This is a genomic window from Chryseobacterium turcicum (assembly GCF_021010565.1).
GTDB lineage: Bacteria > Bacteroidota > Bacteroidia > Flavobacteriales > Weeksellaceae > Chryseobacterium > Chryseobacterium turcicum.
Genome location: NZ_JAJNAY010000001.1, coordinates 2347805 through 2359671, shown reverse-complemented (window position 1 = coordinate 2359671; position 11867 = coordinate 2347805). Strand labels below are relative to the sequence as shown.

The 11867-nt window shown below is 33.2% G+C and carries 9 protein-coding genes; 5 read left to right on the top strand and 4 right to left on the bottom strand.

Annotation, left to right across the window (positions count from 1 at the left end):
• Positions 1-7 precede the first annotated feature (7 nt).
• Entirely contained in the window at positions 8-1201 is a 1194-nt protein-coding gene (locus LO744_RS10755) for a pyridoxal phosphate-dependent aminotransferase (protein WP_230669265.1), read from the bottom strand.
• Between the two features lie 92 nt (positions 1202-1293).
• On the opposite strand from LO744_RS10755, the gene rsmG reads away from it, so the two are divergent.
• The 4 genes from rsmG to LO744_RS10735 all read left to right on the top strand — a co-directional run bounded on the left by rsmG (position 1294) and on the right by LO744_RS10735 (position 5635).
• Positions 1294-1929 (top strand): 16S rRNA (guanine(527)-N(7))-methyltransferase RsmG, encoded by a 636-nt coding sequence (gene rsmG, locus LO744_RS10750; protein WP_230669264.1) that lies wholly within the window; start codon positions 1294-1296, stop codon positions 1927-1929.
• A 63-nt stretch (positions 1930-1992) separates the two neighbouring features.
• Positions 1993-2400 carry a hypothetical protein gene (locus tag LO744_RS10745; protein ID WP_230669263.1) on the top strand — a complete coding sequence of 136 codons (408 nt, stop codon included), beginning with the start codon at positions 1993-1995 and terminating at the stop codon, positions 2398-2400.
• Positions 2400-2936, top strand: coding sequence for a DUF922 domain-containing protein (locus tag LO744_RS10740; RefSeq protein WP_230669262.1), 537 nt, complete (start codon positions 2400-2402; stop codon positions 2934-2936). The genes LO744_RS10745 and LO744_RS10740 overlap by 1 nt, the downstream gene beginning before the upstream one ends.
• Positions 2933-5635, top strand: a complete 2703-nt coding sequence (locus LO744_RS10735) for a PD-(D/E)XK nuclease family protein (protein WP_230669261.1) — start codon at positions 2933-2935, stop codon at positions 5633-5635. Before LO744_RS10740 ends, LO744_RS10735 begins: the two co-directional genes overlap by 4 nt.
• A 55-nt stretch (positions 5636-5690) precedes the next feature.
• On the opposite strand, the gene LO744_RS10730 is transcribed toward LO744_RS10735, so the two are convergent.
• The 3 genes from LO744_RS10730 to LO744_RS10720 form a co-directional block, all read right to left on the bottom strand.
• Positions 5691-6869, bottom strand: a complete 1179-nt coding sequence (locus tag LO744_RS10730) for an acyl-CoA dehydrogenase family protein (RefSeq protein ID WP_230669260.1) — start codon at positions 6867-6869, stop codon at positions 5691-5693.
• Positions 6870-6941: 72 nt separating this feature from the next.
• The gene (locus LO744_RS10725) at positions 6942-7682 is read right to left on the bottom strand and encodes an NUDIX hydrolase (RefSeq protein ID WP_230669259.1); all 741 of its coding nucleotides are present in this window, start codon (positions 7680-7682) and stop codon (positions 6942-6944) included.
• A gap of 22 nt (positions 7683-7704) precedes the next feature.
• On the bottom strand, positions 7705-8889 hold the full coding sequence (locus LO744_RS10720) for an MFS transporter (RefSeq protein ID WP_230669258.1): 1185 nt from the start codon (positions 8887-8889) through the stop codon (positions 7705-7707).
• A gap of 180 nt (positions 8890-9069) precedes the next feature.
• Here LO744_RS10720 and LO744_RS10715 point away from each other — a divergent pair, with 180 nt between their 5' ends.
• Positions 9070-11862, top strand: coding sequence for a SusC/RagA family TonB-linked outer membrane protein (locus LO744_RS10715; protein WP_230669257.1), 2793 nt, complete (start codon positions 9070-9072; stop codon positions 11860-11862).
• Positions 11863-11867 lie beyond the last annotated feature (5 nt).

Genomic DNA, 11867 nt, shown 5'->3' with positions numbered 1-11867 from the left:
TTATGTTTTAATTAAATTTTTCTAATAATTCTTTTATTCTCCTCATCGCTTCTCTTAATTCTTCCTCAGAAGCAGCATAAGAAAATCTAATACATTCCGGGCTTCCGAATGAAACGCCGCCTACACAACCTACATGAGCATTTTCTAAAATAAACATCGCAAAATCATCAGCATCTTTTATTTCGGTTCCATCTAATGTTTTTCCGATATAATGAGAAATATCTGGGAAGAAATAGAAAGCAGCTTTCGGTAAAAGCACCTTAAATCCTGGAATTTCTTTCATTAAATCGAATACTAAATTTCTTCTTTTCTCGAATGCATCAATCATGTATTTATATTCTGAAGGATCAGTTTTTAAAGCAACAATTGAAGCTCTCTGAGCCACTGTATTTGCACCGCTTGTCATTTGTCCTTGAATTTTTTCACAGGCTTTTGCCAACCATTCCGGACAAGCAGAATAACCGATTCTCCAACCTGTCATCGCAAAAGCTTTAGACATTCCGTTGATTACAGCGGTTTGCTCATATACTTCAGGAAACTGAGCGATAGACGTACTTTTGGTTTCGTAATTAATGTATTCGTAGATTTCGTCAGAGATTACCGTTACATGCGGATATTTAGCAATAACTTTCGCTAAAGATTTTAACTCATCATAAGTGTAATATCCACCAGAAGGATTACAAGGTGAGCTGAAAAGAATAGCTTTTGTTTTTTCGTTAATCGCTTCATCAAGCTGTTCTGAAGTGATTTTAAAATCGGTAACGTAAGAAGTAGGAAGCATTATAGAATTTCCACCCATCATTTTTACCATTTCATCATAGCTTACCCAAAAAGGAGAAGGAAGAATAACTTCATCACCATCATTGATAATAGCTGCTAAAACATTGATAATTGCCTGTTTTGCGCCATTTGAAACACAAATCTGGGTTGGTTTATAGTCGAGTTGATTATCTCTTTTTAATTTTTCTGAAATCGCCTGACGAAGTTCTAAAAATCCCGGAACAGGAGAGTAGTGGCTATAATTTTCATTGATTGCAGTAAAAGCAGCTTCTTTAATATTATCGGGAACATTAAAATCGGGCTCACCCAATGTTAAAGAAATTACATCTATTCCGCTGGCTTTCATCTCTCTAGCCTTGTTTGACATGACGAATGTCTGCGAGTAACCCAATCTGTTTACTCTGTCTGAAAGTTTATTCATGTATTCTTTTTGTCTTTTTAACAAATATATATAAAAACTTAATTTGAATAAAGTGTGAATAAAACTTATTTTTGCTCTTTAGAATTAGTTTTATGTCAATATCAATCATTCAAAAATACTTTCCGAATCTTACAGAGAAACAAATCGAGCAGTTTACAAAGCTTGAAAGCCTGTATGAAGAATGGAATGAAAAAATCAACGTTATTTCCAGAAAAGATATGGAATCTCTTTATGAGAAGCATATTCTGCATTCTTTAGGCGTTGCAAAAGTTATGGAATTTGCTCCCGGAACCAAAGTTTTAGATGTCGGTACAGGTGGTGGGTTCCCAGGGATTCCTTTGGCAATCTTGTTCCCGGAAACTCAATTTACGTTAATCGATTCTATCGGTAAAAAAATTACAGTGGTAAATGCTGTTGCAGAAGGTATCGGTTTATCAAATCTTACTGCCATTCATGGAAGAGCAGAAAAAGTAAAAGAAAAATTCCATTTTGTAGTGAGTCGCGCCGTTACTCAAATGCCTGAATTTTTAAGATGGCTGAAAGGTAAATTTGAAAAAGAACAGTTTAACCCAAAACACAACGGAGTTCTATATCTTAAAGGTGGAGATTTAGCCGAAGAACTTGCAGGATTAAAATGTGAGCTTTTTAGTCTTAAAAACTACTTTGAAGAAGAATTTTTTGATACTAAAAAAGTAGTATATCTTTCAAAAGGTAATTTTAACTCTTAAAATCATGTTAATTGGCATTTTTTTTTGCTAAATTTATACTTCCAAATGATAAAATCCAATATCATGAAATCTCTAATAAAAATAAGTCTTGCTGCGGCAGTTTTAGGTGCTTTTTTTACTTCATGTAAAGATGATGATGATTATCAAACGATACAATCTGTAGATAAAGTAAAAATCGATAGTGTGAAAATCGTTAGAGATACCATGAGTGTTTTTACTGTTCAAAGTATTAGAACCTATTCTACATACGCGTCAACTTGTAGGGGATTTTACGGCTACGATTATGCACATACTGGAGAATTTGACAGAGATGTTACTGCTTATCAATACCTCACCAATGGGATGTGCTCGCAGGCAAATCATAAATCGACAAATCAGATTAATTTTAGTCCACGAAAAAAAGGAAATTATACATTCAGATTTTGGAATGGTAATAACAACTGGATTACCAAAACAATTGTAGTGGAATAATGAAGTTTTTTTTAATCGGTTTTTTATTGATTTTCAATAATCTATGGTCTCAAAATATTTACTGGAGTGAGAATCAAAAGTTGGTTTGGGACAATTTTAAAAGTAAAACCAATAACTTAGGTGGTTCCACGGTGGTAGCTTATACCCATTGCGGTTGGGAATATTCTGCAACCACATCGAGTGACCCTAAAATTCCTGTAAAAATCACGATTCAAACGGTTTTTAATGAAAATAAATCATGGAAAGACGTTAAAAGAATCAATGATTATGTACTTCTTCATGAGCAGAAACATTTTGATATCGCTGAAATTCACGCCAGAAAATTAAGAAAAGAAGTTTCAGAAAAAATAAAAACGACTGCTGATTACAATAAGTTATTCAAAATAATTTATGCGAAAATCTCCTCTGAATATAAAGGTTTTCAGACTGACTATGACCGTATTACAGAACATGGAATGAATAAAGAAAAACAAGCAGAATACAATATTTTAATCGCCGAAGAACTCAATAATCTAAAAAACTTTCAGAAAATTTGAAATTTCTAAATAAAATAATCGATGAATTATTAATTCAAAACACTGATTTATCGCAATTCAACATTGTTCTTCCCGGTAAAAGACCCATCGTTTTTATACGTCAGATTTTAGAAGAAAATAACTACTCAGGATTTCTTCCTAATTTTTATACCATCGAAGAACTGATTGTAAATATTGTAGACCAGCAAACAATTCAGGGGATTCCGTTATGGCTTTTTGCATTTGATGTTTATAAAAGTTTGAATTTTATTCCCAACGATAATTTTTCGGAGTTTTTAAAATGGTTTCCTACGCTCCAGAAAGATTGGGATGATATTTTGAAATTTTCAGACTCAGATGAAGCTGTTTTAGAATATATGTTTGACGAAGAACGTATCAAAGAATGGGCACAGGATTTAGGAGAAGATGACGACGTCCCAAGAAAAAAATTCCTGAATTTTTGGCAGAATATGAATGTTTTCCTTCCTGTTTTAAAGGAGAAATTAAAAGAAAAAAACTGGGCAACTCCCGGAATGATTCACGAGTCTGCTAAGGCGAAAATAAGCGAATTTGCAAAAAACAACACCGAAAATTTTGTTTTCTGCGGTTTTAATGCTTTTACTCCGGTTGAAGAAAAACTGGTTAGAAATCTTTTGCAATGGGATAAAGCACAATGTTTTTTTCAGGGAGATAAATATTATTTTGATGACGAAAGACAGGAAGCTGGAAAATTTTTAAGAAATCATAGAACCTGGAAAGAATTTGATGACAACAGAGCTTTCAATTGGATTGAGGATGATTTTAACCAGCCTAAAAACATAAAAGTCTACGAAGTTTCCGGAAACGTTACCCAAACCAAAATTCTACCTGAATTATTTAAAAATATAGATAATAAAACATTTACCAATACCGCAGTCGTTTTACTCGATGAAAACCTTCTTCCTGCAAGTCTGGATGTGATGCATGATGTTGAAAATCTAAACATTACAATGGGTTTTCCGTTGAAAAACCTTTCTTTTTCGAATGCGGTAAAACAACTTTTTTATCTTCAGAAACAGCTTGAAAAAAGCAAATCTTCATATTATTACCGCGATGTTTATCCAATTCTGGAAGAACTTCCAAAATCTGAGGAGGATGAAAAAATTATTACGGATTTCAAATCCAAAATAGAGGAGAGGAATATTGTTTATATTTCACAAAAGCTTTTAAAAGAGCTATTAGAGAACCTTTCCTATTTTAATTTGCTTCAAAAAGCAGATTCAGGATATTCATTTTTAGATGACTTGATTGAATTTTGTAAAAAAATAAAATGGTTGAAACTAGATGATATTCAGTATGAAAACGTTTCTCATTTTGAAAATGCATTTAGAATCATCAAAAATCAGATTACACCGTATGGTTTTGAAATCAAGATGGAAACGCTTGAAATTCTTATCAACCAGCATATTAATTCAGAAAGCATCGATTTTCAGGGTGAACCATTGAAAGGGCTTCAGGTAATGGGACTTTTGGAAACCCGTCTTTTGAATTTTGAAAACGTAATTCTATTATCGGTTAATGAAGGTAAGTTACCGCTCGGAAACTCCCAAAACACCTATATTCCTTTCGATATCAGAAGATATTTTGATTTGCATACTTTTCTTGAAAATGACAGTATTTATGCATACCATTTTTACCGTTTGATTCAGGACGCGCAGAATGTACACTTACTTTTTAATGCTTTAAGTTCGGGAGTAAATACAGGAGAGAAGAGTAGGTTTATTACTCAGATTGAAATGGAGAGTAATCATCATATTGAGCATGTTATTGTTGAAAATTCTTCGGAGCCAATTTTAAGTCAGCCTATCGAAGTTTTTAAAACTGAAATTGTAAAGCAGCAACTTTTAAAATGGAAAGAAAAAGTTTCAGCTTCTCATTTGACAAGTTATCTCTATAATCCAATTGATTTTTATCTTTCAAAGATTCTGAATACCTCTGAAGCAGATGAAATTGAAGAAGAATTATCGATTAGAAATTACGGTAATTTAGTTCATTATACCCTTCAAGAAGTTTATGAGGTATTAAAAGGTAAGATTTTAAAATTAAACGATTTACAAGATTCAATTAAACGAATAGATGAATTTATTGATATGGCTATTGAAAAGCTAAAACATCAACCCGAATTTTATAAAAAAGGGATGAATTACATCCACAAAGCAATTGCCAAAAAAGTGATTGAGAATATTCTGAATTACGATTTGGAATTGATAAAAGCTGGGAATTCTTTAGAAATAATTGATATTGAAAGACGATTTGAAGCTGTAGATTTTTATCTGAATGAAGAGAAAAATGATAAGGTTTCTTTCTTTGGTTTCATCGACCGCATCGACCGATTAAACGGAACGGTAAGAATTATCGATTATAAAACAGCGAAAACAAAGAATCTTACTGTCAAGATTGATGATTTAAATAAATCAGATTACTTTCAAAATAGCGACAGAAAACAGGCAATGCAGCTTTGTTTATATCAATATGTAATTCAGAGTTTGCCAGAATTCTGGGGATTTCCTGTAGAAACAGGGATTTGGAGCTTTGCTGACGCTAAAAAGGGTGTTGTATCACTTGACTTTGCTCAGGGAAGTCTTGATGATGCAATGGTTTCTATTCAAAATTTAATTCTGGAAATTTTAAATCCTGAAATGAGCTTTATTGAAAATGTAAAAACTTTTAGCGCTTATTAAAATTATAAAACCTCCCAGATTTTTAGAAATTTGGGAGGTTTTGAATAAATTTATTTTAAAAAGCGTTAATTCCTGTAATATCAAGACCTGTAATCAACAAATGAACATCGTGTGTTCCTTCATACGTAATCACTGACTCTAAGTTTGCAGCATGACGCATCATCGGGAATTCACCCATAATTCCCATTCCGCCAAGAATTTGTCTAGATTCTCTAGCAATATCAATCGCCATTTTTACATTGTTTCTTTTGGCCATAGAAATCTGCGCCGGACTTGCTTTATGGTCGTTTTTCAAGTTTCCTAATTGTAAACAAAGCAACTGAGCCTTAGTGATTTCGGTTAAAAACTCAGCCAATTTTTTCTGTTGTAACTGGAATCCACCGATTTGTTTTCCGAACTGTTTCCTTTCTTTAGAGTATTGAACTGCAGTACAATAACAATCAATTGCCGCTCCGATTACTCCCCAAGAAATTCCATATCTCGCAGAATTTAGACAAGATAAAGGTCCTTTTAATCCTGTAACATTTGGCAATAAGTTTTCTTTAGGTACTTTCACATCATTGAAAACCAACTCACCAGTTTTAGATGCTCTTAAGCTCCATTTGTTATGAGTTTCCGGAGTAGTGAAACCTTCCATTCCTCTTTCAACGATCAATCCTTGTACTTTTCCTTCTTCATTTTTAGCCCAAATTACTGCAATATCGCACAATGGAGAATTGGTAATCCACATTTTCGCTCCATTCAAAAGATAATGATCTCCCATATCTTTAAAATAAGTTTCCATAGAACTAGGATCAGACCCGTGATTAGGCTCAGTAAGGCCAAAAGATCCAATCATCTCACCAGAAGCCAGCTTGGGTAAGTATTTTCTTTTTTGCTCTTCAGAACCGAACTCGTTGATCGGGAACATCACCAAAGAACTCTGTACAGAAGCCGCAGAACGTACCGCAGAATCTCCTCTTTCCAATTCCTGCATAATCAAACCGTAAGAAATCTGATCTAAGCCAGAACCGCCGTATTCTTCAGGAATATAAGGTCCTAAAGCCCCAATTTTCCCCAATTCTTTCATCAGATTAGGCAAATCGGTATGATTTTGAGCTGCTTCATCAATATTCGGCATTACAAAACTCTCTACCCAATCTCTTACAGATTGACGGATAAGCTTGTGTTCTTCGGTAAGTAAAGCATCTATTCCGTAATAATCGGGGATGCTGGTAAGAGGATAATATGACATGTAATTTAATTTTCCTAAAAATAGGATTTTTTCGGAATGCTGAAAAGAAAATTTTTTCAAAGAGAGAAAAAACTACTCTGCAATGAATTTATAGAGATAAGGTGCCTTGTTTGCAGAGCCATCGAATAATTTCTCCATCCTTTCTAAGGAATTAGTGCTTAGTATTTTACGTTGGAAATTGTTACGTCTGAATTTTTCACCTAATATTGTTTCATACAACGATTGTAAATCTTTCATGGTGAACTTTTCGGGTAGTAAATTGCTTGCTGCAACCTGAGTATCGATGTTTTTACGTAGATATTCTAGTCCTTCAGCAATCACTCTGTCGTGATCAAACGCCATTTCTGGAAGTTTATTGACTTCAAACCAAGCACAAGATTCATTAAAAGCATCAGGAAAAGTATTGGCCACGGTGAAATCTATGAGGCTACAATATCCAACAGTGATGAATCTTTGTAAAATCCAATGATCTTTAGGAACATCCAAACCTTTGTTGTTGATTAATGTTTTGTGTACATTATTTGCCGTTCTGTTGAGTCTTCCAAACGTATGAAACTGCTCCAGAAACAATCCTTTAAGATGTGTTCTTTCATACAAAACACGATCAGCCGCTTCCCTTAAATCTTCATCAATAAAAACAAATCCGCCCGGAAGAGAATATAAATTAAGGTCGTGGTATTTTAATAATAAAACTTTAAGGATATTATCGTGAAAGCCAAAAATGGTACAGTCGACAGATACATTGGGAATAAGGTCTTTGCTATCAATAAGTTCTTTTAGGGTCTCTATGTTTTTATTGTGATCAGTTTTCATGGGGTAAAAATAAAATTATTTTTTAAATTTTATTAGAGCTAAGTTTAAAATAAGAATATGCCAAAACAGAAACCATCATTACAGCTCCCAAAATATAGAGAGAATAATAGGTAAGCATCTGATATTTAAATAGTATTGAAATCGAAATTGAATTTATAGAACTGCTTACCGCAGATACAATAACGATTAAAGAAGTAAAAGCATTGATTTTATCTTTATCAATTTTTGCAATCATTTTTGAGTTAATTAGCGGATAGAGTGGGGCAAGGAACAAGCCGATGATAGGAAACATGAATAATAAAACCCTTGCATTTTCGCTAAAATAAAATTGAATGACTGAAGTAATAATCAATAAAAAAACAATCATCATTACACATGTCATAAAATATTTTGACAGCGGAAAACGCTGAATAATCTTTGAGGTAATTGTTCTTCCGGTGTACGAAAAGAGCGCTAAAAATGAAGATGCCTGAAGTGCAAAGAAAGAATTGACTTTCAAATGATCTTTGTAAAACGCTGGAAGCCAAGAATTAAAACTTTGTTCGATGAAAATAATAAAAAAGCTTACTCCAAAAAAAAGGATAAATGTTTTTTTACCAAATCCTGATAGATCAGGGAAAATTCTGGTGCTTTTATTTTGAGGTTCAGCAATTTTAATTTTCATAAAAAGATAAACGGTAATAAAAGAAATCAAAGAGATAAACATAAACCCAAATTTCCAATATTCTCCAAATTGACTGGAAATTAGCCATCCAAAACCTGTATTAACCGTAAAAATACCAATCATGAAAGACGCTTCTACACTATTCATTGTTTTAGCTAATGACTTTTCTTCGGTCATATTGTTTCTAATAATACCGTACACACAGATTTTTCCTATCGCAAAACAAGCTCCGATAATGGCAAACCATAGCTTATAAAACCAAAAAACTTCTACAAAAGGTAAAAATAACGAGCAAATTCCAACAAGCATTAAAGCAAAAATTAAGGACTTTTTTGTTCCGAATCTGCTGATAAAATTTACGACGAAAAGTGAAAATAGAGCATTCGGTAAATCTTTGAAAGAATCTAAAAAACCAAGCTTATCGTAGGTTATTTTCTGCTCTGAAAGCTGAATAATTACAATCCCTATGCAATTCAAAACCATTGAGAAAATAAGGAAAGTAAGCTTCAATGGAAGAGAGATATTGGGCTGCTTAACGTTCATTTTGGGAATTTATTTTTATAGGTTTTATTAACAATTAATTGATAAACCTATTCTGTTTTTCACTTTAGAAGCTCAAAAATAGTGGAAATATTAAAATAATTATTAAAAAAATGTTAATTATTAAAAAAAATATATATTTTTATTGTCTCAATTTGAGAATTAAAAAAAACTTAACTGTATATGAATGTACAAATATCAAGAAGCTTAGGAATTATTGCCGCCCTTTATTTTACGGCAAATTTCAATGCACAGACTACACCGCGAGATACTGCTTCCAAAGAACAGAAGATTGAGGAAGTAGTTGTTATTGGCTATGGTTCGGTAAAAAAATCAAACCTTACAAGTGCAGTATCAACCGTGAAATCTGAAACATTTGACGATCGACCTATTTATAATGTCGGACAGGCGTTGCAGGGAAATGCTGCAGGGGTGAATGTAATACAGTCTTCGGGTAAGCCGGGCGCTGCGATTGATGTGAAAATCAGGGGAAACAATTCAATCTCATCGAGTGTAAACCCATTGTATGTAGTAGACGGCATTCAAACCTTCGATATTAGCGGAATTAACCCTGATGACATTACAGAGCTGACGATTCTGAAAGATGCGACTTCTGCAGCAATTTATGGAATTAACGGTTCTTCGGGAGTTGTGATTGTGACTACAAAAAGAGGAAAAGCCAATAAACCGCAATTAGCATTCAACGCCTATTGGGGAATGTCTAAAACGGTAAACAATATTGATGTTTTAAATTTAGACCAATATAAAACCTTGATGTTTGACTTTCATGCTAATGGAGGAACAAATTATCTTCCTTTAATCAATAATCCTCGTTACGAAGGCATTAATACCAACTGGAGAGACGAAGTTTTCAGAACTGGTTTTGATCAAAATTATAATGTAAACTATTCTTTTGGGAATGAAAAAGTAAGAGCTTATACAGCATTAGGCTATCAAGGAATTGACGGAATTATTGATCCTGCGAGATTCGAAAGGATTTCAGCAAAGATGAATTTAGATGCTAAAATCACCAATTGGTTGAAGTTGACGGGTAATTTCAATTACATTAACACAGGTTTAAAAAATACAAATGACAATTTAGGAACCTCAAGAGGTGGAGTTATTTTAAGTGCATTAAATACACCTTCGTTTTTACCAATCTATGGAAGTCAACTTGCGGTAAGAGAAAAAGATGCTTCAGGAAATTTTATTGATGGTTACAAAGATGGTCAGTTTGCGCTAAACCCATTTCAATCATCTTGGGAAAATCCTGTTGCCTATCAATCGAGAAAGAACGAAACTCAGACGCAGCGTTTTATGAGTAATTTAGGATTGGAAGTTAATCTGCTTAAAAATTTAGTTTGGAAACCTACAGTTTCATTTGACTTAATTGATGTTACAAATGATCAATTCACCGATGGATTTCAGACTAGCTATGGAAGAGAGAAAAAAGGGATTGGTGGAAAATATTTATCGACTTATCAGGATATGAATATTGAGAATACTTTAACGTATACCATAAAGTCAGGAGTTCATGATTTATCATTATTAGGAGGAAATCAGATACATGAAAAGAGAAACACTTGGCATAACTATGAAGGAAATAATTTCCCTGCAGGAACATCTTTTTTTGATTACAATACAGTAATTGATGATAAAAGAGAAACTCTTGTAAAAGAACATTTAAGAGAGCTTTCTTTTTTTGGTAGAGCATTATATACCCTAGATAATAAATATACTATTATGGGAGTGTTTAGATATAACGGAAGTTCTGCTTTAGCTCCTGGAAACAAATGGGGTTTTTTTCCAGGAGTATCTGCATCTTGGGTAGTATCTAATGAAGAGTTTTTATCTGAAAGTAAGGTTATATCAGAATTGAAATTGCGCGGAGGATGGGGACAAACTGGAAATGTTTCTGGGATTCCATCATATTCTCACTTTAATTTAGAAAGAGTTTCACGTGTAGGCCCTGATGGTATTTGGCGAGGCCGTCAATGGGATAGTGGAAATTTAGGTTGGGAACTTACCAGCGATACTAATGTTGGTCTTGATATGGGATTTGTTAATAATAGAATTAAATTAAGCATTGATGCATACCAAAGAAAAACAAATAACCTAATAATTCCAATACCAATGGGACCAGCACAAGTACCTTTTTATAGAAATGTTGGAAATATGGAAAATAAAGGGCTAGAATTTGCTTTAAATACCCAAAATTTTAAAGGAGAGGGGTTTAATTGGAATACCAACTTCAATATTGCATTCACAAATAATAAAGTATTACAGCTAAATTGGGTTCCTATTCTCGATAAAGCTAATATCGAAACTGTAGGAGCTAATTTAGTGAGATTTACTCCAGGACAAGCAATTAGTTCTTTTTATGGTTATCAGATAGATCATGTTGACTCTCAAACAGGGGATTTTGTTTATAAAGATACTAATGGAAACGGATATTTTGATACTGGCGACAGAACGTTTATAGGGAATCCAAACCCTGATTTTTCTTTTGGTTTTAGCAATAATTTTTCTTATAAAAACTGGTATTTAGATGTACTAATAACAGGGTCTTATGGCGGTGAAATTTATAATGCATCAAGATTTGATTTGGAAATGATGAATGACTTTAAAAATCAATCAACTGCAGTTTTAGATCGTTGGACAACTCCAGGACAAATTACAAATACTCCAAGAGCTAATTCTCCAAGTTCACAATATGTTTCAGACAGATTTGTGGAAGACGGTTCTTTTCTTAAAGTCAAAAGTGCAACTTTAGGGTACAATTTCCTAAGTCCGTTTAAAGGAGTGAGTAAAATTAATGTTTATGTCACTGGACAAAATCTTTTAACCTGGACTGATTACACAGGTTTTGATCCTGAAGTAAATGCTTTCAATACAACGCCGGGTGTCTCTGGCGTTGATTACGGTACTTATCCACAGGTAAGAACATTTATTTTCGGTCTTAAAGCTAATTTTTAATCAAT

What these genes read in the sequence shown, in the direction of transcription:
- LO744_RS10745 (WP_230669263.1), top strand. Translation starts at nt 1,993, where the DNA reads ATGAAATCTCTAATAAAAATAAGTCTTGCTGCGGCAGTTTTAGGTGCT.
- rsmG (WP_230669264.1), top strand. Translation starts at nt 1,294, where the DNA reads ATGTCAATATCAATCATTCAAAAATACTTTCCGAATCTTACAGAGAAA.
- LO744_RS10755 (WP_230669265.1), bottom strand. Translation starts at nt 1,201, where the DNA reads ATGAATAAACTTTCAGACAGAGTAAACAGATTGGGTTACTCGCAGACA.
- LO744_RS10715 (WP_230669257.1), top strand. Translation starts at nt 9,070, where the DNA reads ATGAATGTACAAATATCAAGAAGCTTAGGAATTATTGCCGCCCTTTAT.
- LO744_RS10720 (WP_230669258.1), bottom strand. Translation starts at nt 8,889, where the DNA reads ATGAACGTTAAGCAGCCCAATATCTCTCTTCCATTGAAGCTTACTTTC.
- LO744_RS10730 (WP_230669260.1), bottom strand. Translation starts at nt 6,869, where the DNA reads ATGTCATATTATCCTCTTACCAGCATCCCCGATTATTACGGAATAGAT.
- LO744_RS10740 (WP_230669262.1), top strand. Translation starts at nt 2,400, where the DNA reads ATGAAGTTTTTTTTAATCGGTTTTTTATTGATTTTCAATAATCTATGG.
- LO744_RS10725 (WP_230669259.1), bottom strand. Translation starts at nt 7,682, where the DNA reads ATGAAAACTGATCACAATAAAAACATAGAGACCCTAAAAGAACTTATT.